The organism is Pseudomonas sp. Sample_24 (genome assembly GCF_004307605.1).
Taxonomy (GTDB): Bacteria; Pseudomonadota; Gammaproteobacteria; order Pseudomonadales; family Pseudomonadaceae; genus Aquipseudomonas.
Map to the genome: position 1 here is coordinate 1 of NZ_RCNW01000159.1, position 24,863 is coordinate 24,863.

Annotated in this window: 24 protein-coding genes and 2 pseudogenes; 11 read left to right on the plus strand and 15 right to left on the minus strand. The window is 61.1% G+C overall.

What is annotated here, in order from left to right; translation table 11 throughout:
- A partial coding sequence (locus D8V06_RS30575; RefSeq protein WP_206663179.1) for a hypothetical protein occupies positions 1–244 on the plus strand: 244 nt, incomplete at its 5' end.
- Entirely contained in the window at positions 205–597 is a 393-nt protein-coding gene (locus tag D8V06_RS07665; RefSeq protein WP_130930730.1) for a GFA family protein, read from the plus strand. The genes D8V06_RS30575 and D8V06_RS07665, both read left to right, overlap by 40 nt.
- Before the next feature lie 42 nt (positions 598–639).
- Here D8V06_RS07665 and D8V06_RS07670 read toward each other — a convergent pair whose 3' ends face one another.
- The gene (locus D8V06_RS07670) at positions 640–1,707 is read right to left on the minus strand and encodes an alpha/beta hydrolase (RefSeq protein WP_056856588.1); all 1,068 of its coding nucleotides are present in this window, start codon (positions 1,705–1,707) and stop codon (positions 640–642) included.
- A 304-nt stretch (positions 1,708–2,011) separates the two neighbouring features.
- Here D8V06_RS07670 and D8V06_RS07675 point away from each other — a divergent pair, with 304 nt between their 5' ends.
- The 3 genes from D8V06_RS07675 (at position 2,012) to D8V06_RS07685 (ending at position 3,978) form a co-directional block, all read left to right on the plus strand.
- Positions 2,012–2,938, plus strand: coding sequence for a Gfo/Idh/MocA family oxidoreductase (locus tag D8V06_RS07675; RefSeq protein ID WP_056856587.1), 927 nt, complete (start codon positions 2,012–2,014; stop codon positions 2,936–2,938).
- Between the two features lie 119 nt (positions 2,939–3,057).
- Positions 3,058–3,216, plus strand: coding sequence for a DUF2986 domain-containing protein (locus D8V06_RS07680; RefSeq protein ID WP_082557668.1), 159 nt, complete (start codon positions 3,058–3,060; stop codon positions 3,214–3,216).
- 66 nt (positions 3,217–3,282) lie between these two features.
- A complete protein-coding gene (locus D8V06_RS07685) occupies positions 3,283–3,978 on the plus strand; it encodes a tRNA (adenine(22)-N(1))-methyltransferase TrmK (protein ID WP_130930731.1) in 696 nt (231 codons plus the stop codon).
- A 46-nt stretch (positions 3,979–4,024) separates the two neighbouring features.
- Here D8V06_RS07685 and D8V06_RS07690 read toward each other — a convergent pair whose 3' ends face one another.
- From D8V06_RS07690 to D8V06_RS07760, 14 genes and pseudogenes are all read right to left on the minus strand, one after another.
- The gene (locus D8V06_RS07690) at positions 4,025–4,585 is read right to left on the minus strand and encodes a lipid-binding SYLF domain-containing protein (RefSeq protein WP_130930732.1); all 561 of its coding nucleotides are present in this window, start codon (positions 4,583–4,585) and stop codon (positions 4,025–4,027) included.
- Between the two features lie 209 nt (positions 4,586–4,794).
- Positions 4,795–4,977, minus strand: a complete 183-nt coding sequence (locus D8V06_RS07695; protein WP_130930733.1) for a DUF1289 domain-containing protein — start codon at positions 4,975–4,977, stop codon at positions 4,795–4,797.
- Positions 4,978–4,979: 2 nt separating this feature from the next.
- Positions 4,980–5,336, minus strand: coding sequence for a hypothetical protein (locus tag D8V06_RS07700; protein ID WP_056856583.1), 357 nt, complete (start codon positions 5,334–5,336; stop codon positions 4,980–4,982).
- A gap of 39 nt (positions 5,337–5,375) precedes the next feature.
- Positions 5,376–6,314 carry a CDF family Co(II)/Ni(II) efflux transporter DmeF gene (gene dmeF, locus D8V06_RS07705; RefSeq protein ID WP_130930734.1) on the minus strand — a complete coding sequence of 313 codons (939 nt, stop codon included), beginning with the start codon at positions 6,312–6,314 and terminating at the stop codon, positions 5,376–5,378.
- Positions 6,315–6,333: 19 nt separating this feature from the next.
- Positions 6,334–6,609, minus strand: coding sequence for a metal/formaldehyde-sensitive transcriptional repressor (locus D8V06_RS07710; RefSeq protein ID WP_056856581.1), 276 nt, complete (start codon positions 6,607–6,609; stop codon positions 6,334–6,336).
- 252 nt (positions 6,610–6,861) lie between these two features.
- A complete protein-coding gene (locus tag D8V06_RS07715; protein ID WP_130930735.1) occupies positions 6,862–8,448 on the minus strand; it encodes an arylsulfatase in 1,587 nt (528 codons plus the stop codon).
- Between the two features lie 714 nt (positions 8,449–9,162).
- Entirely contained in the window at positions 9,163–9,795 is a 633-nt protein-coding gene (locus tag D8V06_RS07725; RefSeq protein ID WP_130930737.1) for an SDR family NAD(P)-dependent oxidoreductase, read from the minus strand.
- Complete coding sequence (locus D8V06_RS07730) at positions 9,792–10,439, minus strand: TetR/AcrR family transcriptional regulator (RefSeq protein ID WP_130905747.1); 648 nt, start codon at positions 10,437–10,439, stop codon at positions 9,792–9,794. Before D8V06_RS07730 ends, D8V06_RS07725 begins: the two co-directional genes overlap by 4 nt.
- Before the next feature lie 139 nt (positions 10,440–10,578).
- A complete protein-coding gene (locus tag D8V06_RS07735) occupies positions 10,579–11,403 on the minus strand; it encodes an SDR family oxidoreductase (RefSeq protein WP_056856577.1) in 825 nt (274 codons plus the stop codon).
- 30 nt (positions 11,404–11,433) lie between these two features.
- Positions 11,434–11,850, minus strand: a complete 417-nt coding sequence (locus D8V06_RS07740) for a MaoC family dehydratase (RefSeq protein WP_130930738.1) — start codon at positions 11,848–11,850, stop codon at positions 11,434–11,436.
- 14 nt (positions 11,851–11,864) lie between these two features.
- Entirely contained in the window at positions 11,865–12,305 is a 441-nt protein-coding gene (locus tag D8V06_RS07745) for a MaoC family dehydratase N-terminal domain-containing protein (RefSeq protein ID WP_130930739.1), read from the minus strand.
- A gap of 29 nt (positions 12,306–12,334) precedes the next feature.
- A pseudogene (locus tag D8V06_RS07750) lies at positions 12,335–13,519 on the minus strand (lipid-transfer protein).
- A gap of 29 nt (positions 13,520–13,548) precedes the next feature.
- Positions 13,549–14,649 carry an acyl-CoA dehydrogenase family protein gene (locus D8V06_RS07755; protein ID WP_241667792.1) on the minus strand — a complete coding sequence of 367 codons (1,101 nt, stop codon included), beginning with the start codon at positions 14,647–14,649 and terminating at the stop codon, positions 13,549–13,551.
- A 315-nt stretch (positions 14,650–14,964) separates the two neighbouring features.
- Positions 14,965–17,784 carry a LuxR C-terminal-related transcriptional regulator gene (locus D8V06_RS07760; RefSeq protein WP_130930741.1) on the minus strand — a complete coding sequence of 940 codons (2,820 nt, stop codon included), beginning with the start codon at positions 17,782–17,784 and terminating at the stop codon, positions 14,965–14,967.
- 197 nt (positions 17,785–17,981) lie between these two features.
- On the opposite strand from D8V06_RS07760, the gene D8V06_RS07765 reads away from it, so the two are divergent.
- The 6 genes and pseudogenes from D8V06_RS07765 (at position 17,982) to D8V06_RS07790 (ending at position 24,848) form a co-directional block, all read left to right on the plus strand.
- Complete coding sequence (locus D8V06_RS07765) at positions 17,982–19,136, plus strand: CaiB/BaiF CoA-transferase family protein (protein WP_130905743.1); 1,155 nt, start codon at positions 17,982–17,984, stop codon at positions 19,134–19,136.
- Between the two features lie 35 nt (positions 19,137–19,171).
- Entirely contained in the window at positions 19,172–19,975 is an 804-nt protein-coding gene (locus D8V06_RS07770; protein WP_056856570.1) for an enoyl-CoA hydratase-related protein, read from the plus strand.
- Between the two features lie 57 nt (positions 19,976–20,032).
- Positions 20,033–21,592: pseudogene (locus tag D8V06_RS07775) on the plus strand (long-chain fatty acid--CoA ligase); the annotation flags it as partial.
- Positions 21,592–22,008 carry a PaaI family thioesterase gene (locus tag D8V06_RS07780; protein ID WP_056856568.1) on the plus strand — a complete coding sequence of 139 codons (417 nt, stop codon included), beginning with the start codon at positions 21,592–21,594 and terminating at the stop codon, positions 22,006–22,008. The pseudogene D8V06_RS07775 and the gene D8V06_RS07780, both read left to right, overlap by 1 nt.
- Positions 21,999–23,522, plus strand: a complete 1,524-nt coding sequence (locus D8V06_RS07785) for a long-chain-fatty-acid--CoA ligase (protein WP_056856567.1) — start codon at positions 21,999–22,001, stop codon at positions 23,520–23,522. Before D8V06_RS07780 ends, D8V06_RS07785 begins: the two co-directional genes overlap by 10 nt.
- Before the next feature lie 186 nt (positions 23,523–23,708).
- A complete protein-coding gene (locus tag D8V06_RS07790) occupies positions 23,709–24,848 on the plus strand; it encodes an acyl-CoA dehydrogenase family protein (RefSeq protein WP_130905740.1) in 1,140 nt (379 codons plus the stop codon).
- The last annotated feature ends 15 nt before the right edge of the window (positions 24,849–24,863 follow it).

The following is a 24,863-nucleotide window of genomic DNA, read 5'->3' on the forward strand; positions in this document are numbered from 1 at the left end:
AGCAGGTTTTGATCCTGCCATGCGTTGGTTCGAATCCAGCCGCCCCTGCCATTTTTCCACATCCAGCTTCAATCACTCGGCCAATGAGGTGCGAGTCCTGGATGATTGTCTCTGCAACATATTCATCTCTGTAGTGTCTCCTCAAAGTAGGGCGTTGGCCTGGACTCAGCGGCTTGCAAGGCTTTATTTCACAGGAGGCACGGCATGCAGCGTTTCACTGGTGGTTGCCTTTGCGACAACGTAAGGATTGTGGCGTCGGGGCTGCCGTACCGGGTGGGTATTTGTCATTGCCTTGACTGCCGCAAGCACAGCGGCGCGTTGTTTCAGGCGTCGGCGATTTTTCCTGCGGATGCGGTGAGTGTCGAGGGTGAAACCCGCGACTACGCCGGGCGGCATTTCTGCCCACGCTGTGGCTCGTCCGTTTTCGGTCGCAGCGGCGATGAAGTCGAAGTGAGCCTTGGGGCATTCGATGCTCCGAACCAACTGAAGCCCACCTACGAACTCTGGACCATTCGTCGCGAGTCCTGGCTGCCTGCGTTTGCCCTTGCGCGGCAGTACGAGCGAGATCGAGAGAATCCTGGCCGTGAAGAGCCGTGAAACCGCGCAGAAGCCACGGCCTCTGCGCGTTTCGGATTGCCGTCAGAGGTGATCTGCGTCAATCACAGCCTTGGCGAACGCTTTTGGATCTTCCTGCGGCAGGTTGTGGCCGATACCGCCGTTGATCAGGCGGAATTCGTATTTGCCGGTAAAGCGTTTGGCGTAGTCCTCTGGATTTGGGTGCGGTGCGCCGTTGGCGTCGCCCTCGAGCGTGATGGTCGGTACGCTGATGGAAGGCGCCGTGGCGAGTTTCTGCTCCAACGCTTCGTATCGGCTTTCACCTTGCACCAGACCCAGGCGCCAGCGGTAGTTGAACACGGTGATATCGACATGGTCCGGGTTTTCCAGCGCCTTGGCGCTGCGATCGAAGGTGGCGTCGTCGAACGCCCATTTCGGCGAAGCCAACTGCCAGATCAACTTGGCGAAGTCATGGGTGTTTTTCTCGTAACCCGCGCGGCCACGGTCGGTGGCGAAATAAAACTGATACCACCATTGCAGCTCGGCCTTGGGCGGCAAGGGGTTCTTGCCGGCCGCCTGGTTACCGATCAGATAGCCGCTGACCGAAACCAGTGCCTTGACCCGTTCCGGCCACAGCGCCGAGACGATGTCAGCCGAGCGTGCACCCCAATCGTAGCCACCGAGCACCGCTTGCTTGATGTTCAGCGCATCCATGAAGTCGATGACATCACTGGCGAGGGCAGCGGGCTGGCCGTTGCGTAGCGTTTTATCCGACAGGAAATGCGTATCGCCGTAACCCCGCGCATACGGCATCAGCACCCGATAACCCTTGGCTGCGAGCAGCGGAGCGACGTCGTCATAGCTGTGAATGTCGTACGGCCAGCCGTGCAGAAGAATCACCACCGGGCCATCGGCCGGACCCGTTTCGGCATACGCCACGCTCAGCAAGCCGGCGTTGACATGCTTGAGCGGGCCGAATGGAGAAGGTGCCGAATAGCGGGTGCCGGCACTGGCTGCAGCGGGTTGTCCGCTGGTGGTTGTTTGCCCGTAGGCCACACCGAAAGCGCCAAGCAAGGTGAATGCGAGGATCGACGAACCCACCAGTCGACGGCGGATTTTGCCATGGGTGTTGTTCTGCAGTGCCATCTTCATCGTGATGTCTCCGTTGCAAGCCATTGGCCAAGGGTTCTGGCTGAGCCCCTTCAAACCTTGCTTGCATTTGAATGCGGTGACGTATCTGGCCTGTGTCGAATCGCTGATCAGGTGAAAGCCTGTGTATCGTGACGGGATTCAGATACACAGTGATACAGAGCGACGGGTTCGATGCGCCATGCAACAGATCCTTGAGGATAGGTCGCTTTGATTCGCCGACACGTCATCAATGACTTCCTCGTGATTCAAACGTAATCTCGCCAGTTCGCTGATCAAAACAACACGAAAAAATCAGGAGTCATTGATGCATCCAATCCGTCTCGGTCTGGTGGGCTACGGCAAGATTGCTCAGGATCAACACGTTCCAGCCATCACCGCCAACCCCGCGTTCCAGTTGGTGTCTGTCGCCACGCAAGGGCAACCCTGCGCGGGAGTAGAGAATTTCCGCTCCCTGGGCGAGCTGCTGGAAAACGGCCCGCATGTCGATGCGATTGCGTTCTGTACTCCACCGCAAGGGCGATTCGCCCTGGTTCAACAAGCGCTGGCGGCGGGTAAACACGTGCTGGTGGAAAAGCCTCCGTGCGCCACGTTGGGTGAAGCAATGGCGTTGGTTGGCCAGGTCGCCGAGCAAGGCGTCAGCGGTTTGTTCGCCTGGCATTCCCGCTACGCGCCCGGCATTGAAGCCGCCCGTGACTGGCTGGCCACACGCACCCTGCAAAGCGTGCAGATCGACTGGAAGGAAGACGTGCGCAAGTGGCACCCCGGCCAAGCGTGGATCTGGCAACCCGGCGGTCTGGGCGTCTTTGATCCGGGCATCAACGCCTTGTCGATTGTCACCCATCTGCTGGCGCTGCCGCTGTTTGTCGAGTCCGCCGAGCTGCGCGTCCCCGACAACTGCCAGTCACCGATTGCCGCTTCGATCAAGATGTCCGATGCACGTCACCTCGACGTCCGCGCGGAATTCGATTTCGATCACGGTCATGATGAGCTCTGGAGCATCGAGATTCGCTGCGCCGAAGGCGTCCTGCGACTGGATAACGGTGGCGCGCTGTTGAGCATCGACGGCGTGCCCCGGGCGGTATCGGAGGAGGGCGAGTACGCGGCGGTGTATCGACACTTCCAACAGTTGATAGGCGACAAAGGCAGTGATCTGGACCTCCAGCCATTGCGACTGGTGGCGGACAGCTTTTTTGTCGGCAGCCGGACCCTGGTCGAGCCATTCTACGATTAACGACCGTTTGGGCGAGGGCACACGCACGTGAGCCTGCAAATGGCTCACTGGGTTTCCCTGCCGTCCGGTACGTTTGTTAAAGTGACGCTCAGTTGCCCAAGAATCGCCGAGTAAAAAACATGAATCGTCAAAAGAAACTACAGCAGTTGTTCAAGGAAAAGGCGAAAAAGGCCAGTGCCAAATTGGCACCGAAAAAGCCTAAGTACATCAGTAAGGCCGACCGGTTGAAATTGGCGGCCGAGTCCAGCCAGGACTCATCGGTTTCTGCTGAGAGCTGAGTAACGACGTATTGGAAACCGGCCGGTTGCGGCCTGAAGCATCGCTGGAAGTGAATAGGGCTGCTTTTGAACGAACAGACATTGTCCACGCGCCTGGAGCGCGTGGCAGCGCAGGTGCCGGTAGGTGCGCGCCTGGCCGATATCGGCTCGGATCACGGTTACCTGCCGGTCGCGCTGCTGCGTCGTGGCGTCATCGCGATGGCGGTGGCCGGCGAAGTGGCCTTGACGCCGTTCCGTGCGGCTGAACGCACCGTACGTGAGAATGGTCAGGATCTGCAGATCACTGTGCGTCTGGCCGATGGCCTGGCGGCGATCGAGCCGCATGACGGGATTACGGCGGTGAGCATCTGCGGCATGGGCGGCGAGACGATCCGTGACATCCTCGACGCCGGCAAGGCTCGCCTGAGCGGTCAGGAACGGCTGATCCTGCAACCCAACGGTGGCGAGCAGCCGTTGCGTCAATGGCTGATGGACAATGGCTATTGCATCCTCAGTGAAGAGGTGTTGCGAGAAAACCGCTTCTACTACGAAATCATCGTCGCCGAACGCGCCGAGCGGGTGCTGTATACCCCCGAGGAGCTGTACTTCGGTCCGTTGCAAATGCAGCAGCGCAGCCCGGCGTTTCTTGGCAAGTGGCAACGAATGCTGCGTCTGAAACACAAGACACTGACCAGTTTCGCCTGCGCGCGTCAGGCTGTACCCGAGGATAAGTTCGAGGACGTCGCCCGACAGGCCCGGTGGATTGCCGAATTATTGGCTTAGAACTAACGAAGCCGCACATCTGCACGGCTTCGTGAGAACAGCCAGTTCAACGCTTGATGAGAGAAATCTTCGTACCTTCAATGCTGATCCCGGCCATCAGACCTTGCTGGTCGAAGATGAACGCGTAGGCATCGTCCTTGAGTGTCGAGCTGGAGAGGTTCTTTGAAACCCCTTCATCGACTACCACGACCGTAGGCCCTACGCCGATCTCCCAACCCTTTGTGTCTGCGATGTATTTCACCGCTTTGTCGGTCATCAGGAAAACCACATATCCGTACGATTGGGCGCCTGCCTGTAGTCCCCACGAGCCGCTGACCGAGTTGTAATAGTCCTGGACCTGGTTGCCTTTCATCAGCACGCCTTCGCCGTAGCTGCCGCCGAACACCAGCCCGGCCTTGATGATTTTCGGAAAGACCAGCACGGCCTTGGCCTGCTGCGAGATGGTTTTGGAAACCGGATTGGCCTTGTAGAGCGTTTCCAAGGCTTGGCGGGAGTCGGTGTTCAAGTCTTCGGCAGTGGCTGCTCCTGCATTGTTCAAGAGACTGACGGATGCCAGAGATGCAAGGGCGAAGAACAACGACAGGATGAATCGCGATGATTGAGTCATTTCCGTACTCCGAAAAGGGAGCATTGGATGGACTCAGCGTTCGACCCCTGCCGCCGGCAGGAACCGAATGCGCTGAATGTTATCCGGCGCACCCTAAAGTGTGTGAAATGCAGCTTCGCTCTTCATTGAAGTCGGCCCGAGGTTTCGGGATCGGTTGCGAGGCCATCATTGGTAGTGACCTCTGCGCATTGGCGGGGTTCCGGTTGAGCTTATCCGTGCGCCTTCTTCAGCCCCTTCAAGCGCACTTTCGCCCTTTGCACTGCGGCCATTTTTTCCGGCCGCTTCATGCGTTTCCACTTCCTGATGTCCTCCTTGCTTCTTCCACAACTCACACACAGTTCGCCGCTCAACTGGCACACCGAGATGCAAGGGTTTTCGACTTCTTTTGCCATCGTCAATTACCTTTAGCCAGACGCTTCTGCCAGTCGCCATGATGAGTGCGTTGACATTCCTCCTCAGAATCGAAGCGGACAGTGAGGTCTGATGGCGTCAGGTCGATGTTTGCCTCGTTCAACGCCATGGCCGTCAGCTCGAAGATGCGCGCCTTTGCGTTGACCTCAGCGAGTTTTTTATCGGCCTGGGTTTCGAACACCCAGGTGATCCTCAGTGTTTCAATCAGCTTGTTCAAATCGGCGGTGTGGGTGAGCCAGGTAAAACCTTTGATTTCACCCTTGGCTGTTTCGCACGCGTCGGTGAGCGTGGTTATCAATTGGCGTTCGACCCGCGCCAATTCACGTTTGCCTGGGGGCATTGGAGTTTCCTTGGGAGACAATGGAAGGGCGCTGTGCAATCAGACCGGACGAAACTCGACCGTCAGATGCCTGACTTCGTGAACCGGCTTGAGTCTTTCACGAATGCTGTCGGCGTTCGCAGTGGCATTACCCAGAACGCTGACGATGGCCGCGTGGGCTTGTGGCCCAATTCGCCACACGTGCAGGTCCGTGATGGTGGCATCCCCCGGGCTTTGAACCCGTTCGCGGATTTCCTCGGCAACGTGCGCATCTGTCTGATCCAGCAATACGCCTGCGGTATCACCCATCAAGGTCCATGCCCAACGCGCAATAACGATGGCGCCGACGATGCCCATGACCGGGTCCAGCCACACCCAGCCGAGATACCGGCCCGCGAGCAGCGCAGCAATGGCCAGAACCGACGTCAGCGCGTCGGCGATGACGTGGAGGTAGGCCGATTTCAGGTTGTTGTCGTTTCCGTGAGGGGCATGATCATCGTGGTGGTCATGGTCATGGTCATGGTCATGGTCATGGTCATGGCTGTGTCCGTGGCCCAGGAGCAGGGCACTGATGACGTTGACGATCAAACCGACTATTGCAATGAGCGTAGCGGTGCCGAACTGAACTTGCGTTGGCTGCAACAGGCGCAACACAGATTCAACGCCTATGGTCAGGGCTACCATGCCGAGAATCAGTGCCGAGGCGAACCCGCCCAGGTCTCCGACTTTTCCCGTGCCGAAGCTGTAACGCTGGCTGGTAGCGTGACGTCTGGCGTATCCGTAAGCGAGCGCCGCGATGCCCAAGGCGCCGGCATGGGTGGCCATGTGAAAGCCATCGGCGAGTAACGCCATCGAACCTGTGATGTAGCCAGCGATGATCTCGCCAACCATCATCACCACCGTCAGCGCCACGACCCAAAGCGTGCGCTTGGCATTTTCGTCGTGCGCTGAGCCAAGGAACACGTGGTCGTGCGCGTGATTAATGTGGGTGCTGCTCATGAGCCTGTACCTGCGTTCTTCACTTGGAGTAACGGCGAATCGCTTCAAGAAGCTCTTCGACGCCCTTGTTACGCGCCTCTTCACTGAGTGCCGGGTTAGCGACGTGCTCCCGGGCGTGGTCTTCAATGATTTCTTCCATCAGCCCGTTGATCGCTCCGCGGGTGGCGGCGACAAGGTGCAGCGTCCTGGCGCAATCGAGATCAGATTCCAGAGCCCGCTCAACGGCCTGAATTTGTCCGGCGATGCGTTTGACGCGCTTGAGAAGATCGTCTTTGTTGGCTGCGATATGACCCATTGGATAACCCTCGATCCGTATTGATCGAATCATAGGTATACCCCTATACCTATACAAGGGCCATTCAGCGGAGATTTGCCTACACATCATCGACTGGAGGTGGTGGCTAGTGACAGATAACTTGCTGGTTGCAGGGCAAGGCACTGCGTTTACTCATAGGCAGAGGCATGGGGCACCCAGCAGAGGTGGGTCCCCCACGTATAGCCGCAGCAAAAGGCCGCCGCCGACCGCCGGGTCGACGGCGGCCTTTGCTCATGGCTTGGCTTGTGCTTTGGCTTTCTCTTCGATTTTCGCGTCGACCACCGCACGAATCTGGTCGATGCTGAAGCTGGCCGGTTTCTGGCTGGGCGGGTATTCGATGAAGGTCTGCAGGAACCTTGCGGCCTTGGCCACTCCCGCTGCCAGCAGGTAGGAGTTCTTCACGGTCCAGTCGTAATACTGGTCAGACACGATGTCCGCCCGCTCATAGGGGTCCATCCGCAGGTTGAACAGTTTCGGCACGCGCAACGGCACGAACGGGCTGCTCCAGACCGTGAATCCACCGGGATCGCGTTGCTCGGCGAAGACCACTTTCCAGTTGTCGTAACGCATCGAGACCAGCACGCCATCGTCGTTGAAATAGTAGAACTCCCGGCGCTCGCCTTTTGGCTGCTGGCCGGTCAGGTAGGGCAGTTGGTTGAAGCCATCGAGGTGCACTTTGAAGTTGGTACCGCCGGAAGTCGGTGCCCAACCTTTGAGCAGCTTGTTTTTTACATCGGCTTCGCCAGCCGCAGCCAGCAGCGTCGGGAACCAGTCCATGCCCGAGAACATTTCGTTGGACACTTCGCCGGCCTTGATCTTGCCCGGCCAGCGAATGATCGCCGGCACACGGTAAGCGCCTTCCCAGTTGGAGTTCTTCTCGTTGCGGAACGGCGTGGTTGCCGCGTCCGGCCAGGAGAACTGGTTCGGACCGTTGTCGGTGGTGTAGACGACGATGGTGTTGTCGGTGATTTTCAGGTCGTCGAGGGTTTTCAGCAGTTTGCCGACGTCCCCGTCATGCTCGAGCATGCCGTCGGCATATTCGTTGCCGGGCATGCCGCTCTGACCCTTCATCGACTCGCGCACGTGGGTGAACAGGTGCATGCGCGTGGTGTTCATCCAGACGAAGAACGGCTTGTCGGCCTTCGCTTGTTTCTCGATGAACGCCTGTGCTGCGGCGGTGGTTTCGTCGTCGATGGTTTCCATAGGTTTTGAGGTGAGGGCACCGGTGTCCTCGATCTTGCCGTCGGCAAAACTATGGATCACACCACGGGGTGTCCTGGATTTGACGAAGTCCGGGTCATCCTTGGGCCAATAAGGACGCTCGGGTTCCTCTTCGGCGTTGAGGTGGTAAAGGTTGCCGAAGAACTCGTCGAAACCGTGATTGGTCGGCAGGAATTCGTCTTTGTCGCCCAAGTGGTTCTTGCCGAACTGCCCGGTGGCGTAGCCTTGGGACTTGAGCGCCTGGGCGATGGTGAGGTCACGCTTCTGGATACCGATCGGGGCGCCCGGCACGCCAACCTTGGTCAGGCCGGTGCGCAGTGGTGACTGGCCGGTAATGAACGACGAGCGTCCGGCGGTGCAGCTGTTCTCCGCGTAGTAGTCGGTGAACATCATGCCTTCATGGGCAATGCGGTCGATGTTCGGCGTCTTGTACCCGACCACGCCCATGGAATAGGCACTGATGTTGGTCTGGCCGATGTCATCACCGAAAATCACCAGAATGTTGGGTTTGTCGGCAGCCCCGGCGGTTGCCGACAATGCCATGACCGTTGTCGCCAGCAGGGCGAGTTTCGGCAGCCACTTTTTTATGCGAGTCATCTGACTGGCTCCTTGTTGACGGGCGTCGCAAACAGCGACCGGGCCCGATCTTCAAGCGTCGTCAAAAGGATCGCGCCACCCGTATCAGGTGGCCGGCTACAGGGTTGCGATGTTTTGCTGGTGGACATATCCGTTGCTGCGGTAACGGCGACTTATGATTCCGCTTTTACAGCGGGTTACTTTGAAAAGCGGAACGCCGCCCGGCGCAAAGTAACCAAACGCCCTTGCCCCTTTCGTTCGGTGCCTCGCCTAGGCTCGGCATGCCCTCGCTCCGGTCCTGCTCCGTGGGCCCGCCACAGCAACCGAGGGGGCCTGGTAGCCGACCTGGCTGCGGCAATTTCGCATTCCTCCTGTCGGAATGCGATTCCTGTGGGAGCTGGCTTGCCAGCGATGACGGCCTGACAGCCAGCTCTGAACGTCCGGCCAGACCCATTACCCTGTGGGGGCGGGCTTGCCCGCGAAGGCGGAGTATCAGTCGCCACTAATGCTGGATGTGCCGGCGCTTTCGCGAGCAAGCCCGCCCACAGAGGAATGGGTTCAGGCGCAAAATCATGGGTGTCTTCAAGGCCGCCATCGCTGGCAAGCCAGCTCCCACAGGGTGTGAGTCGCTCACGAAATCTGTGTGCATCACAAACCACTGTGGGAGCGGGCTTGCTCGCGAAGGCGGTGACGAGTGGCATGGGGAAGACAGTTGCTCCCACAAGAAAACCGCGCTCAGAGCCTTGGGTTATCGATGTGCAGCACGGCACCGGTCACGCTCGCCCCGGCGCCGCTGGCCAGCAACAGCATGGGGCCATTGAGCTCCTGAAGTCCGGCGTCCTTGTCTCGGCCAGGGGCTATGACGTTGATGCGTATGCGGTGTGGTGTGAGTGACTGGGCCATGGCGCGGCTCATGCGGATCAGGCTGCTGTTGGGGCGCAGGCACGGGTTAGGCTCGCTGATGGGCTGCGGTGGCGGATCGATATTGACGATGCTGCCTCCGCGTTCGGCCCTGATCATGTGCAGGCTGGTGCAATGGACGATGTGATTGTTCAAGGCTACATGTTCGCGCTCGGCGCTGTTGTTGATCAGCACATCGACGCTGCCAAAGCGTTGCTGGACGGTGTCCAGGGCGGCTTCGATACTCGGCCGGCGGGCATTGTCGAGGCTGATGATCAAGACTTCGCCCCCTTCCCAGCGCAAATCCGCTGCCAGTTGCTCCAACTGCGCCGGGTGTTGCCCACCGAGGGCCACACGCGCTCCGGCACGGCTGATCAGCCGGGCGAAATGCGCGCCCAGTCGAGTGGTGGCGTCGGCCACCAGCACCGTCTTGCCGGTCATGGAAAAGGGCTGCATCAGATCGCTCATGGACGCACCTCCACAGGCATGGCACGGCGGGTGATCATGGCTTGCGGCACAGGCGCCCGAGGCGACGGGATGGTTGCGGCGCCGAGCATTTTCATTACCAGTACCGAGTAATGGCGGATGACGGCATCGATGTCCCAGCGGCCATCGGTGCGGTACCAGACGCAAGCATGGGTCAGCATGTTGAACAGGGTGCGCGCCATCAACTTGGGTTCGGCGCAGCTCAGTGAACCTTCCTTGACCCCTTGTTCGAGTAGTTCCTGCAAGGCTTTCAAATACTGGCGCCGGGCTTGGCGGACCTGCTCCAGATCCTCTTCGGGGAGACTGCGCAACTCCAGATTGCCGAGCATCGCCTCGTCCTGATGTTCCAGATGATAGCGTACGTGGCAGGCGATGAAGGCGAGCAATTTCACATCGGCGCTCGCTGCCTTTTTCGGCCGACGCCGCGCCCACTCCCGGGACACTCCCTGGAAATACTCGAGGATCAGCTCCAGCAGCAGTTCGTTTTTGCCTTTGTAGTAGAGGTACAGCGTGGAGGCATTGATGCCTGCTTCGCTGGCAAGCTGACGCAGACTCATCGAACCGTAGCCATTGCGCGAGATCAGTTTGATGGCGGCCAGGCGGATATTGCTTTCAGTCATGTTCATGGTGTGATCCTGCGTTTCTGCGTCCCTGTAGGAGCGCGCCCGCTCGCGAAAATGTCCGCGACACCGCGGGGTGCCAGGCAGCCAGCGTTATCGTTGACGACCATCGCGAGCAGGCTCGCTCCTACAAGTGCAGTTACGGTTATTGCAGATCGCCGGCCACAGCGATGGTTTGCGCGGTGATGTAGTTCGACTCCGGCGAGCAGAACAGGTACACGGCGTCGGCTGCCTCTTTCACGGTGCCCGGGCGACCCAATGGGTTGCGCTGACTGAACGACTTGGCCGCCTCCGGGCTGATGCCGACACGAATGTCACGACCTTCGATGCTCACAGTCGCACCGGCATGGGCATCGGCGCTGGTCATGCGGGTTTCGATGAAACCGAATGCCACGGCATTGACGTTGACTTTGAAACGGCCCCATTCACGCGCCAGCGCTCGGGTCATGCCGAGGACACCGGCCTTGGCCGAGGAGTAGTTCATCTGCCCGGCGTTGCCTTTGAGGGCCGAAACCGAGGAGATGTTCACCACTTTGCGGAACACTTCACGCTCGGCTGCCGCATCGGCCTGGGCTTGCGCCTTGATGATCGGGTAGGCGGCACGCAGGATGCGGAACGGCGCGGTCATGTGGCAATCGAGGATCGCGTACCACTGCTCGTCCGTCATCTTCTGGATCACGTCGTCCCAGGTGTAGCCGGCGTTGTTGACGATGATGTCGATGGCGCCGAAGTTGTCCATTGCGGTCTTGACGTAGCGGTCGCCGAAGTCCGGGGCGCTGACGTTGCCGTGGCACACGGCAGCTTCGCCACCCAGTTTGCGGATTATTTCAGCGGTCTCGTGGGCCGGATCGGCGTCCAGGTCGTTGATCACGATGCGCGCGCCTTCGCTCGCCAGTTTCAGGGCGATTTGCTGGCCGATGCCACGACCGGAGCCGGTGACCAGTGCAACTTTGCCTTCGAGTTTTGCCATGGGGTGTTGCTCCTCAGTTATCGGTTTTGTTTAGAGAGCGATCACGGCGTCGCCAACGATCTTGGTCTCGCCGTATTGATTGGTGGTGCGCACTTCGACCTTGATCCGTTGCTCGCCCTCGACCTCGAAGCGGTCGACGACAGTGCCGCTGCAGGTGATCTGGTGACTCAGGTGGGTGATGCCGAGGAAGCGCACGCCGAACTCGCGCAACTGGCGCTGGTCGACCCATTGGGTCAGCAGGCGACCGAGGTAGGCCATCGACAACATGCCGTGGGCGAACACATCGGGCATGCCCGCCCGGCGCGCGTAATCGGTGTCGATGTGAATGGCGTTGTGATCACCCGACGCACCGGCAAACAGAGCCAGGGTGGTGCGGTTGATCGGTGGCAGGGCCAGTGGCGGCAGGGTGTCGCCGATGTTGATTTTTTCCAGGCTTATGGCGTTCATCAGTGTTCTCCGCTTCAGCTGTTGCGCTGCACGAGCACGCTGCGCAGATCCGCGACGTGCTCACCGTGCTGATTGGTGACTCGGGTTTCGCGCACCACGAATTCCAGGGCACCGCCTTTCTTGTCGTAGATGTCGGCGATGCGCACATCGAAGCGCAACGTGTCGCCGGCGTAGGCCATACGGTGGTAGCGGAAGGATTCTTCACCGTGCAGGATGCGCGCGGTGACGATGCCCAGTTCGTCACGCCAGGCGTTCGACGGAATCTGGAACTCCAGCGAGAACAGAAAGGTCGGCGGCAGTGGCAGGTTGGGGTGGCCGGCATCACGTGCAGCTTGCTCGTCGAAGTAGATCGGGTTGGTTTCCCCGGTGGCCTTGGCGAAGAAGCGCAATTGACCTGCTTCGGCGTTGACGAGGAAGGTGGGCAGTTGTCTGCCGATGTGTTTCTTGTCGATCATCGAAATGTCTCCCTGGATTGCCGGCCGTGTCAGTTCTTCTGGTACACGGTCACCACGCAGGCGCCGCCCAGGCCGAGGTTGTGCTGCACCGCAATTCGCGCGTTCTGCACCTGACGTTGCTCGGCGGTACCGCGCAGTTGATGGGTCAGTTCGTAGCACTGGGCCAGGCCGGTGGCGCCCAGCGGATGTCCTTTGGAGAGCAAGCCACCGGACGGGTTGGTGACCTATTTGCCGCCGTAGGTGTTGTCGCCGTCGTTGACCAATTGCTCGCCTGCGCCTTCGGCACACAGGCCCAGGCCTTCGTAGGTCAGCAATTCGTTCTGCGCGAAGCAGTCGTGCAACTCGATCACGTCGATGTCTTGCGGGCCAATACCGGCCTGGTTGTAGGCGATGTCGGCAGCCATGCGCGTCATGTCGAAACCGACCACGCGGATCATGTCCTTGGTGTCGTAGGTGCTCGGCAGGTCAGTGGTCAGGGCCTGGCCGGCCATCAACACGTCGGTGCGCAGGCCGTGTTTTTTCGCGAAGGCCTCGGACACCACGATGGCGGCAGCAGCGCCACAGGTCGGCGGGCAGGCCATCAGGCGGGTCATCACGCCTTCCCACAGCATCGGCGCGGCCATGACTTCTTCGGCGCTCACCACGTTGCGGAACACCGCCAGCGGGTTATTGGCCGCATGACGGCTGGCCTTGGCGCGGATCTTGGCGAAGGTTTCCAGTCGGGTGCCGTACTTTTGCATGTGCGCGTAGCCGGCGCCGCCGAACTGGCGGATGGCATTGGGCAGGTCAGGCATGCCGATCAGTTCGTTGGCCAACACCAAGGCACGCTCAGTGGCCGGTGCGCGATCGGGCCAGGCAGATTTCAACGCGCCCGGGTTCATGTGTTCGAAACCAAACGCCAGGGCGCAGTCCACGGCGCCGCTGGCCACGGCCTGACGGGCGAGGAACAGGGCGCTGGAACCGGTGGCGCAGTTGTTGTTGACGTTAATCAGCGGGATGCCGGTCATGCCCACGCGGTACAAGGCTTTCTGACCGCAGGTTGAGTCGCCGTAGACGTAGCCGGCGTAGGCCTGCTGGATGTCAGCGAAGTCCACGCCCGAGTCAGCCAGGGCCTGGCGGATCGCCTGTTCACCCATGACGTCGTAGGGCTCGTTGGTCCCCGGTTTCTTGAACTGGATCATGCCGACGCCAGCAACGAATACCTTATGGCTCATCGTGTATTTCCTTTTTTTGTTTTTGAGGATCAGAGCTTGCGCGCAATCAGTTCGCGCATGACTTCGCTGGTTCCGCCGTAGATGCGATTGACGCGGCAGTCGACGAACGCTCGGGCGATCGGGTACTCCATCATGTAGCCGTAGCCGCCATGCAGCTGGACCATGTCGTCGATGCATTTCCACAGGGTTTCGGTGGTGTAGAGCTTGGCGATCGCCGCTTCTTCGAGGGTCAGGCGCCGGCGCATGTGCTCGCCCAGGTAGTAGTCGACCATCACGCGCATGGCGGTGGCCTGGGCTTTGATGTCGGCGAGTTTGAATTTGCTGTTCTGGAAGTCCCATACGGTCTGGTTGAACGCTTTGCGGTCCTTCACGTACTCGAGCGTTTGCTCCAGCAGGCGCTCGAGCTTGGCGGCAGCGGACACGGCGATGGAGAACCGCTCCTGCGGCAGTTCACCCATCAGATAGGTGAAGCCCAGGCCTTCTTCACCAAGGCGATTGCCCACTGGCACGCGGACATTGTCGAAGAACAGCTCGGCGGTATCGGCTGCAGCCTGGCCGACCTTCTCCAGCTTGCGCCCGCGCTTGAAGCCGGTACGGCTGGCTTCCACGGCGATCAGGCTGATGCCCTTGGCGCCTGCGGCCGGATCGGTCTTGCACACGACAATCACCAGATCGGCGGTCAGGCCATTGCTGATAAAGGTCTTGCTGCCATTGATTACGTATTCGTCACCGTCGCGCACGGCGGTGGTACGCACAGCCTTGAGGTCGCTGCCGGTGCCGGGCTCGGTCATGGCGATCGCCAGGATGGTCTCGCCGGAGCAAATGCCAGGCAGCCATTTCTGTTTCTGTTCTTCGTTGCCGCAACGATTGATATAAGGAGCAATGACGTCGGAGTGCATGCTGAAGTAAGCACCGCTCACGCCAGCCCGGGCGAACTCTTCGTTGAACACTGCACAGTGGCCGAAATCCCCGCCGCCTCCACCGTACTCGGGGGGCAGGGTGATGCCCAGCAAGCCTTCGCGCCCGGCCTTGAGCCAGGTTTCCCGGTCGACCTGACCGGCCTTGTCCCAGGCTGCCTGGCGCGGCAGGCATTCGCGCTCGAAAAAACGCCGCACGGTGGTGCGAAACATCTCATGGTCGTCGCGGAAAACGGTTCGGGCGATATGCACGCAAGACTCCTCAATGATCACGGGCCCGGCCTGGGCCGGGCGCTGATGCAAGGCGCGAGCTGCGCCTTTGAACTGAGGGTTACGATAGGGTCGGGGGCTGGCCGGAACGCCACCCGAGGTGGGTGGCGGGAGGAAAATCAGAAAGCAGCCCAAGCCCCTGTAGGAGCGAGCCAGCTCGCGAATAACGCCCGGACATCGCGATCATTCAGGCATGGCGGGTCATCGTTCACGCCCATCGTCGGAACGCCGCCCGGAGCCGGCTCGCTCCTGCAGGATTCAGTGTCGGCTTGCGGCATTTTCCTGGGATTCGAGATCCCGCACCCGCGCCACCGCTTCGTCGCGGCTGTTGACCCCGAGTTTGCTGTAGATATGGCTCAGGTGCCATTTCACGGTTTCCGGAGACAGCCCCAGAGCACGGGCGATTTTTTTGTTGGGCAGGGCCTGGGCGAGCAAGCGCACCACTTCGATTTCCCGTTCGCTCAGGGGCTCCATGCCGCTGGTGAGAGGCTTGTTTGTCGGGGGCGGGGAGGGTTTGTCGCCTGGCACGGCGGGCGCAGTGACCTGCGCCGCCTGCAGGCGCTCGACGTAAAAGGCAAGCAGTGGGTCCAGGGTTTCTTTGCTGGCGATGTCCGAGATCAGCATCAACGCATCGGGGTGGGCGTCGAGCAAGCTGCGCAACAGGCCGAAGCGTTGACCGCGGCGCAGTGCTTCCATGACGTGATCACGGGCGGCATCGGTATTGCCGCGCTGAGACTCGATCACTGCGCTCAACACCAACAGGCGAACGGTGCCCAACTGACGGCGGTGCCGTTCACAGGTTTCGATCAGTTGCTCGATGCGTTTCAACGCACCGTCCAGGTCGCCCTGCTGAATTTGCCAGCGCGCCCGCGCATTCTCGGCCAGGATGTGGATTTCCTTGAGTGCACTGTGCCCGGCATCCGGGTGGCGCGCATCGATGGCTTCAAGGCGCGCCAGTTTGGTCCGGGCCTGCGAGTGCTCTCCGAGAATCATCAGCCATCGCACCTGCCAGGTCAGGCAGTAGGCTTGCAGGCGTTCCAGACCGAGTTTGATGGCGTACTCATCGAGCCGTTCGACATAGGCCAGGGCTTCCTGATGATTGCCCGCCAGCCATTGCACGTTCCACAGCACCTGCAACACACGCAACACCGAATCCGGAATGGAAATCCGCTCGAGAATATCGACCCATCCCGACAAGAGCTTGAAGGCAGCATCGACGTCATTGGTTTCGTACAGCACCTCACCCAGCAACGCGGCGGAGAGGTAAGTCGCATCGGCGCCGGCCTTGCCACAGTGTGCGGCCTCATGCATCACATCCCGATACACCCGCTCGGCCTGCTTCATCTGGCCTTCGAGGGCATGGCTCAAGCCAATCATGCAGCGGCCCTGAAGGCTGCCGGCGGTGGTGCCCAGCAGCGGTTCGCCATTGATCAGCAGCAGGGGGCGCTCGAGTTGCACCTGACGCGCCTTCTCGTATTCACCCCGGTGCATGTAGAGCCAGGAAAGGATGTTGGCGCATGAGCCAAGGGCGACACTGTTGCTGCCTGGTGGCGGATCGAGCAATTGCGGCAGGACGGTCATCGCCGCATCGGTGTCATCCCGTTGCAGCGCCAGTGAGGCCCGCAGGATCGCGATCATGAATCGATCGTGGACGTCAGCTTCGGGTACGTCGAGGAACAACTGATCAAGGCTATTGGCGCAGGCCACGAAATCCCTGGCATAGAGTTGCATCCGCGCCTTGAGAATGCGCAGTTTCACCCGCGCCTGCACTTGCTCGACAGGCAGCAGGCGAACCAGTTCGATCAACATCCGCAGGTCGCCATGGGCATACAGCGCTTCAGCATGTTGCTGCACCAGGTCGGCGGCGGCATCCGGGGCGCCGGCCATCACCGCATGGTGCACCGCCTCATCCAGATGCTGGTGATCACGAAACCAGGCCCATGCGCGGGCGTGCACCGCCTGTTGTTCGGCCGGGCTGCGCGAATCGAAATACTTGAGCAGGGTTTCGCGCAGCAGCGGGTGCAGGCGATACCAGGTTTCCGGCGCGGCACTGTCTACCGGAATCAGGAACAGGTTGTCCCGTTCCAGTCGCGCCAGCAAGGCGTTGGCCTCGCGCACCGCTTCCGGGTTGCCGCTGAGGGCGGCGCACAATGAGGCGCAAAAGCGGTTGCAGACCGCCATCAGCAACATCAAGTCGAGATCGGTCGGCGACAGGTGGGACAACACCTCGACTTCAAAGAACTTCGCGAACGCCTGGTCGTCGCGCATTTGTGTCTGGTCGATGGACGTGACGAGCGAGCGGTTTTTCTTGCGACTGACCGCGAGCAGTTGCAGCCCGGCCACCCAACCGTCGGTCAGCTCATGCATGCGCTTGGCCTCCTGGGCGCTGATATCGCCCAGTTGTGCCTTGAGAAACTGTTCCGATTCGGTGGCCGTGAAGCGCAAATCCCGCAGGTTCAGGTCCAGCACCAGTTCCTGGCTGCGCAACCGCGCCAGCGACAAAGGCACGGCACTGCGCGATACCAGGGCCAGATGCAGATTGGCCGGGGCGTAGTCGATCAGCCATTGCAAGGCCTGGTGAATGCCGACATCGGTCAAATGGTGCAGGTCATCGAGCACCAGCACCAATTCCCGCGAACGGCTGGCAATGCTGCGCACCACGGTGATGACCGTACGTTCCACCGCTTCGCTGTCGATCCCGCGACCTTCCAGCTGGGTGGCCTCGTGAACAAGCACAGGGTCAACCTGTCCGAGGCTGGCCAGCAAATAGTCGAGGAAACGGGTCAATTCGTTGTCGTCGGCCGACAGGGTCAACCAGGCCACATCGAAGCCCAGCGGCAGCAGCGCCTGACGCCAGGCAATCAACGTCGAGGTCTTGCCGCAGCCTGCCGGCCCCTTGAGCACGATGCAGCGCTGGCGGCGGGCCTTGAGCATCTGATCTTGCAGGCGCTCGCGGGAAATCAGGCGTCCGGCACTGCGCGGCGGAATCAGTTTGGTGCTGACGATCGGCGACTGAGTCGGATTCAAGACCAGGCGGGCGGGCGTGTCCAGGGCATTGGACTTGCGGGGTTTGTCCATGGGGCTGTCCGAATCTTTTTTTGTTATGGGATTGCATTGAATCCACAGGAGTGTAACGCACCACCGGGCAGTCATGACCCTGTGTTTGGCATTCGCCACCCGATGCGGGTGGTGGTCCCCGGATAACGGATTGATTTACTGGATGGCACAAAATAGGGGTGCTGACTGGCGCTCCGTCAGAACAAGGAGCGGCGGCAATGGGCGTACTGAGCGGCATTCGAGTAGTTGAATTTGAGGCCATCGGCCCGGCGCCTTTCGGCACCATGCTACTGGCGGACATGGGCGCCGACGTGGTGCGTATCGACCGTCCGGTCAAGGCCAGCGACCTGGGGCCGAAATTTGAAGGCAAGCGCGCTGACATCACCGGCCGCAACCGCCGCTCGGTCACTCTGGATCTGAAACGCCCGGAAAGTGTCGCCGCCGCGCTGGAGCTGATCGAGCGCGCCGACGTGCTGATCGAAGGTTTCCGTCCCGGCACCATGGAGCGCCTGGGCCTGGGCCCGGAGGTGGTGTTGGCGCGTAACCCGCAGTTGGTTTACGCACGCATGACCGGTTGGGGCCAGACCGGGCCGATGGCCGACCGCGCCGGCCACGACCTGAACTACATCGCGTTGTCGGGCGTGCTGTCCACCATTGGTCCGGCCGGTGGTCGACCAGTGCCGCCCTTGAACCTGGTCGGCGATTACGGCGGTGGCGGCATGCTGCTGGCCATGGGCGTGCTGGCGGCGCTGGTTAACGTGCAGCGTGGCGGGGCGGGACAGGTGGTCGATGCCGCCATGACCGAAGGCGCGGCGCAGTTGGGCTCGGTGATCTGGGGCCTGTTGGCCGGCGGTCACTGGACCGAGCAGCGTGGCAGCAACCTGCTCGATGGCGGTGCGCCCTGGTACGACACCTACCAAACCCTCGACGGCCAGCACATGTCGATCGGGCCGATCGAGGCGCGCTTCTACGCCGACATGCTGGAGATTCTCGGGCTGGCAAACGCCGATCTGCCGGGGCAGCACGATCGCGCCGGTTGGCCGCGCTTGCGTGAGGCGTTTACCGCAGCTTTCCTCAGCCGTACCCGGGCAGATTGGGCCGAAGCGTTTGCCCGCAGCGACGCCTGCGTGGTGCCGGTGCTGGGCCTGGCCGAAGCCGCCGAACACCCGCACAGCGTGGCCCGTGGCAGCTTCATTGAGGTTGACGGCGTGGTCCAGCCAGTGCCGGCCCCGCGTTTTCTCGGCACGCCCTCGGCCCCGCCACGAACGGCGCCGCAACGCGGCGAACACGGGCACGATGCGCTGCGTGACTGGGGTTTCGACAACCTCGCCATCGAGCGTCTGCATGCGCTTGGCCTGGGCTTCAAGGCCTGACCTCCCACCCATAAAAACAACGAAGAGGTTAGTCCATGGCCATTCAGTTCAAGATCATCGATCACGTGGCGCTGATCACGCTCGATGCGCAACCGTCGAACAACGCACTGACCGTCAGCGAGCTGATGCACCTGCGCAAGACACTGGTGGCTTGCCAGGATGATGAGCAGGTGCGGGTCATCGTGCTCACCGGTGCCGGAGATCGCGCGTTTTGCTGCGGTGCGAGCCAGAAGGAATCGTCGCTGTCGACAGTCGGTCACATCGCCAGCGCCATGAAGAGCCGCGAGACCGAAGCCGAAGAGGGTGGTTACACACGTTTGTTCGATCTCACTGATCTTGAGGTCTGGAAGCCACTGATTGCGGCGGTCAATGGTGCTTGCCTGGGGGGCGGTCTTGAACTGGCATTGCAATGTGATCTGCGTCTTGCTGCTCACGGCGCCACCTTCGGTTTGCCCGAAGTGCGCGATGCGAGCATTCCGGCCGCGGGTGGTGTGCAGTACCTGCTGCGGGCGGTACCCGCCGCCCACGCGATGAAAATGGCCCTGACCGGCGAGCCGATCAGCGCGCAGGAAGCCTTGCGCATCGGCCTGATCGTCGACCTGCTGCCCCGGGAGCAACTGCTGTCGGCGGCCTTGACCCTGGCCGAATCAATCGCTGCCAACGGTCCGCTGGCGGTGCAGTCGATCAAGCGTCTGGCGCTGCAGACCGCGCATTTATCCCCCCGCGACTTCGTCACCCTGGCTCATCTTCATTGGGGGCTATTGCGCGATAGCAAGGACCACGCCGAAGGGCGTGCGGCCAGCAACGAACAGCGCGCCCCCAAATACACCGGCGCCTGACGGCGTTCTTCACCCTCGCATTCGTCCCGGCCTGACAACAATAATTCACAGGAAACGACCATGTATCTGACCCAAGGACTGCACCGTGTCTTGCAGCAACGCCCTCATGCCCTCGCCACGGTCTTTCGTGACCGGCGCCACACCTACGCACAGTTGGCCGAGCGCGTCGCTCGCCTGGCTGGGGCCTTGCAGCAACTGGGCATGCACACCGGCGACCGTGTGGGCCTGCTCGGTCTGAACTCAGACCGCTTTCTCGAGTATTACCTGGCCACCTGGTGGGGCGGTGGCGTGGTCAACCCGGTCAACATTCGCTGGAGCGTGGCGGAAATCGTCTATTCGCTGGACGACTGCGACACGCGGATCCTGATGATCGACGACACATTCCTGGCGATGGCCCAAAGCATTGCCGGCAGCGCCAGAGTGCGGCCACTGCTGATCCATATCGGCGAAGGCTCAACGCCTGACGGCATGTTGTCCTACGAGCAGCTGATTGCCGATGCCGAGCCGGTGGACGATGCCTTTCGTGGCGGCGACGACCTGGCGAGCATCATGTACACCGGCGGCACCACCGGCCTGCCAAAGGGCGTGATGCAGTCACACATGAACCTGTGGACCGCCGCCGTCGCGCGTGCCGCCGATGTTCCGGTGCCGGCCGATGCACTGACCCTGCACATCGCGCCGATGTTCCACCTTGCAGCGCTGTCGCGGGTGATCCTGATCTCGTTGCTGGGGTTGCCGAGCATTTTCGTCCCCGCCTTCGACCCGCTGAACGTGATGCAAACCATCGAGCGCGAGCGCATCACTGACATTCTGATCGTGCCGACCATGATCCAGGCCTTGATCATGCACCCGCAATTCTCTCGCCATGACCTCAGTTGCCTGCGCAGCCTGACCTACGGTGCGTCGCCGATAGCCGTGCCGTTGCTGGAACTGGCCCTCAAGGCCTTGCCGAATGTCGAGTTCACCCAGGGTTACGGCATGACCGAAGCCGCACCGCCGATTTCAGCGAACGGTCCGGAAAATCACGGCCCCGAAGGTATCGCCAATGGCCGACTGCGTTCGGCGGGGCGCCCCGGGCTGGGCGTGACCGTGCGCATCGTCGACGAGCATGACAACGAAGTGCCGCGCGGTACGGTGGGCGAAGTGTTGGTGCGTGGCCCGAACATCATGCTCGGTTACTGGAACAAACCCGAGGAAACCGCCAAGGCTTTGCGTGGCGGCTGGATGCACACCGGCGACGGCGCCTACATGGACGACGACGGTTACATCTACATCGTCGACCGCTTCAAGGACATGATCGTCAGCGGTGGCGAGAACGTTTACTCCGGTGAAGTCGAGAGCGCGATTTCCAGTCATCCGGCCGTCGCCGCCTGTGCAGTGATCGGCATTCCTTGCGCGCAATGGGGCGAAGCGGTGCACGCAGTGATCGTGCTCAAGCCCGATCACGAAGTGCCTGGCACAGAGATTATCGAACATTGCCGACGGCAGATCGCCGGCTACAAGACGCCGAAATCGGTTGAGTTCCGCGCCGCGTTGCCGCTGTCCGGTGCCGGCAAAGTGCTCAAGCGCGATCTGCGTGAGCCGTTTTGGGCTGGCAAGGATCGAGGGGTGAGCTGATGGCGACGATCCCCGAGGGCTTCACCGCGCTGGAACAACGCTCGGGGTTCCTGCGCAGCTGTGGCGAATTTTATTTGCATGAAGTGCTGCCGATCCTGGCGGTGCGCCTGGAACCGCAGCACCTCAATTACGTGCGCATCGCCCACGGCGGCTTCCTCGCCACCGTCGCTGACAGCGCGTTCGGCGTGATTTTGCGGCGCCATTCGGTGTCGCAGTCGGTGGCGGTGACGGTCAATCTGAATGTCGATTACCTCGGCCCGGTGCGCGAAGGCGACTGGCTCGAGGCGCATGTGCAAGTGCTCAAGAGCAGCGGCACGTTTTTAAGCGCCTGCTGCCTGTTGAAGGTCGGCGAGCGTCTGGTCCTGCGTGCCAATGGCGTCTTCACCACCTGGAAAGGCCAGACACCATGTACATGACCCAATGCCTGCAACGCACCCTGCAGCAAAATCCGCATCAGCTTGCGACGGTATTCGGTGATCGGCGTCAGACCTACCGCCAGTTTGGTGAGCGCGTGGCTCGCCTGGCGGGCGCCTTGCAACAGCTGGGAATGCAAGCGGGTGACCGGGTTGGCATGCTGGCACTCAACAGCGACCGTTATCTGGAGTACATCATGGGCGTCTGGTGGGGCGGTGGCGTGCTCAACCCGATCAACACGCGCTGGAGTGTGCCGGAGATCGTCTTTTCGCTGGACGATTGTGCGACCGGGATTCTGATCGTCGATGAGCACTTCGCCGCGTTGGCCGAGAACATCCGCAAGAGCGCCCGCCACGCGCCGCGCTTCATCTACGCCGGGGAGGGCCAGGTGCCGGTGGGCATGCTCGGTTTCGAGCAACTGCTGGCACAGGCGGCACCGGTCGAAGATGCCGGACGCGGGGGTGAAGACCTTGCCTGCATCATGTACACCGGCGGTACCACCGGGTTTCCCAAGGGCGTCATGCAATCGCACCTGAACCTGTGGTCGGCATGCATGCCGCGCATGGTTGACATGCCGCCAATCCGTGACGGTCGACTGTTGCATGTGGCGCCGCTGTTCCATGTCGCCGGCATGGCGCGGGCGCTGATTCAGTTGCTGGCCGGTGAAAGCCATGTGCTGGTGGCGAGTTTCGACGCGGGTGAAGTGCTGCAGGTGATCGAGCGTGAACAGATCACCGAAACGCTACTGGTGCCGACCATGATTCTCGCGCTGCTGGCCCATCCAGACTTTGCTCGGCGTGACCTCAGCAGCTTGAGGCGACTGACCTACGGCGCGTCTCCCAGCGCCGGTGAAATGGTCGAGCACGTGTTGGCCAGGCTTCCGGATATCGAACTTTCCCATTCCTACGGGCTGACTGAAGCGTGCCCGGTGGTGTCGAGCAATCTGCCCTGGAACCACACGCCGGACGCGCGCAAGCGTGGTTTGTCGCGCTCGGTCGGGCGTGGCGGGTTGGGGGTCTATGTGAAGATCGTCGATCCGCAAGGCCGGGAGGTTGCGCGTGGCACGGTCGGCGAGATCATCGTGCGTGGGCCGAACATCATGCAGGGCTATTGGAACAGACCCGAAGAAACCGCCAAGGCATTGCGTGACGGATGGTTGTACACCGGTGACGCCGCATACATGGACGAACAGGGCTACCTGTTCATAGTCGACCGCCTCAAGGACATGATCGTCAGCGGCGGCGAAAATGTTTACTCGGCGGAAGTCGAAAACGTCCTGGCCCGGCACCCGGCCGTGGCGCTGTGCGCGGTGATCGGCATTCCCCATGAACAATGGGGTGAGGCGGTGCACGCGGTCGTGGTGCGCAAGCCTGATGCGCAGGTCGACGAAGAACAATTGCGCCGATACTGCCGCGAGTTCATCGCGCCCTACAAATGCCCGAAAACCGTCGAATTCCGCGCCGAACTGCCGCTGTCGGCTGCGGGCAAAGTGCTCAAGCGAGAACTGCGCAAATAACCACACCCTGAACCCCTGTGGGAGCGAGCTGGCTCCCACAGGGTATTGCGTTGTTGCGTGAATTTCGCTTCTCCAGTCATCGCGCAATCGCTACCCGATCCGGGTGGCTGCACCACCCGCCCGCGTCAATACAGTGGACTCACGAACCAGGCGCAAGCCTTGCCTGGCAACCCACTGGAGAGCCCGATGCATATCAACCGTACCGTCTACCGTGAAGACCACGAAATGCTGCGTGAAACTGCGCGGCGTTTTTTCGAACGTGAATGCCTGCCCAAACAGGCTCAGTGGGACGAGGCCGGGCAGGTTGACCGGGAAACCTGGCTCAAGGCTGGCCGCCACAATCTGCTGTGCCTCACCGTGCCGACCGAATACGGCGGTGGCGGCGGTGACTTCGGTCACTCTGCGGTGTTGATCGAAGAGCTGTACCGCGCCGGGGTTTCGGGCTGGAGCCTGGGTGTGCATTCGGACATCGTCGCGCCCTATATCGTGCGTCTGGGCACCGAAGAGCAGAAACACAAATGGCTGCCGAAAATCTGCACCGGCGAAACCGTTCTGGCCGTGGCGATGACTGAACCGGGCACCGGTTCGGACCTCAAGGCGATCCGCACCACCGCCGTGCGTGACGGCGACGAATGGGTAATCAATGGCAGCAAGACCTTCATCAGCAACGGCCTGACCTGCGACATGGTGGTGGTCGTCTGCAAGACCGATCCGAGTGCCGGCGCCAAGGGCTGCAGCCTGATCATGGTCGAGTGCGACCGCGAAGGTTTCCGTCGTGGGCGCAAGCTGGAAAAGGTCGGCCAGCATGCCGCCGACACCGCCGAGCTGTTCTTCGACAACGTGCGCGTGCCGGTGGGCAACCTGCTCGGTGAAGAAAACAAAGGCTTCATGCACCTGATGGAAGAGCTGCCGCAGGAGCGCCTGGTGATCGCGTTGTACAGCGCCGCCAAACTCGAACGCCTGCTGGAACAGACCGTCGAGTACGTGAAGGATCGCAAGGCGTTCAACCAGACCGTCTGGGACTTCCAGAACACCAAATTCAAGCTCGCCGACATCAAGGCCCAGGCCACGGCCGTGCGCCTGACCATCGATCACTACATCGGCGAACACATGCGTCGTCGCCTCACGGTCCAGGAGTCGGCCATCGCCAAGCTCCTGGCCACTGAAACCCTGTGGAAGTGCATCGACGACATGGTCCAGTTGCATGGAGGTTACGGCTACATGATGGAGTACCCGATCGCCCGCGCCTTCGTCGACATGCGCGTGACCCGGGTTTTCGGTGGCACCAGCGAAGTGCTGCGCGAACTCATCGCGCGCCAGTTGTGATCCTTTCCCCCTCAT

Coding starts and splice junctions, on each gene's coding strand:
- D8V06_RS07790 (WP_130905740.1), top strand. CDS start 23,709: ATGCATATCAACCGTACCGTCTACCGTGAAGACCACGAAATGCTGCGT.
- D8V06_RS07760 (WP_130930741.1), bottom strand. CDS start 17,784: ATGGACAAACCCCGCAAGTCCAATGCCCTGGACACGCCCGCCCGCCTG.
- D8V06_RS07670 (WP_056856588.1), bottom strand. CDS start 1,707: ATGAAGATGGCACTGCAGAACAACACCCATGGCAAAATCCGCCGTCGA.
- D8V06_RS07700 (WP_056856583.1), bottom strand. CDS start 5,336: ATGCCCCCAGGCAAACGTGAATTGGCGCGGGTCGAACGCCAATTGATA.
- D8V06_RS07690 (WP_130930732.1), bottom strand. CDS start 4,585: ATGACTCAATCATCGCGATTCATCCTGTCGTTGTTCTTCGCCCTTGCA.
- D8V06_RS07745 (WP_130930739.1), bottom strand. CDS start 12,305: ATGATCGACAAGAAACACATCGGCAGACAACTGCCCACCTTCCTCGTC.
- D8V06_RS07755 (WP_241667792.1), bottom strand. CDS start 14,649: ATGTTTCGCACCACCGTGCGGCGTTTTTTCGAGCGCGAATGCCTGCCG.
- D8V06_RS07665 (WP_130930730.1), top strand. CDS start 205: ATGCAGCGTTTCACTGGTGGTTGCCTTTGCGACAACGTAAGGATTGTG.
- D8V06_RS07780 (WP_056856568.1), top strand. CDS start 21,592: ATGGCGACGATCCCCGAGGGCTTCACCGCGCTGGAACAACGCTCGGGG.
- D8V06_RS07765 (WP_130905743.1), top strand. CDS start 17,982: ATGGGCGTACTGAGCGGCATTCGAGTAGTTGAATTTGAGGCCATCGGC.
- D8V06_RS07785 (WP_056856567.1), top strand. CDS start 21,999: ATGTACATGACCCAATGCCTGCAACGCACCCTGCAGCAAAATCCGCAT.
- D8V06_RS07695 (WP_130930733.1), bottom strand. CDS start 4,977: ATGGCAAAAGAAGTCGAAAACCCTTGCATCTCGGTGTGCCAGTTGAGC.
- D8V06_RS07740 (WP_130930738.1), bottom strand. CDS start 11,850: ATGAACGCCATAAGCCTGGAAAAAATCAACATCGGCGACACCCTGCCG.
- D8V06_RS07680 (WP_082557668.1), top strand. CDS start 3,058: ATGAATCGTCAAAAGAAACTACAGCAGTTGTTCAAGGAAAAGGCGAAA.
- D8V06_RS07675 (WP_056856587.1), top strand. CDS start 2,012: ATGCATCCAATCCGTCTCGGTCTGGTGGGCTACGGCAAGATTGCTCAG.
- D8V06_RS07730 (WP_130905747.1), bottom strand. CDS start 10,439: ATGAACATGACTGAAAGCAATATCCGCCTGGCCGCCATCAAACTGATC.
- D8V06_RS07725 (WP_130930737.1), bottom strand. CDS start 9,795: ATGAGCGATCTGATGCAGCCCTTTTCCATGACCGGCAAGACGGTGCTG.
- D8V06_RS07770 (WP_056856570.1), top strand. CDS start 19,172: ATGGCCATTCAGTTCAAGATCATCGATCACGTGGCGCTGATCACGCTC.
- D8V06_RS07715 (WP_130930735.1), bottom strand. CDS start 8,448: ATGACTCGCATAAAAAAGTGGCTGCCGAAACTCGCCCTGCTGGCGACA.
- D8V06_RS07710 (WP_056856581.1), bottom strand. CDS start 6,609: ATGGGTCATATCGCAGCCAACAAAGACGATCTTCTCAAGCGCGTCAAA.
- D8V06_RS07735 (WP_056856577.1), bottom strand. CDS start 11,403: ATGGCAAAACTCGAAGGCAAAGTTGCACTGGTCACCGGCTCCGGTCGT.
- dmeF (WP_130930734.1), bottom strand. CDS start 6,314: ATGAGCAGCACCCACATTAATCACGCGCACGACCACGTGTTCCTTGGC.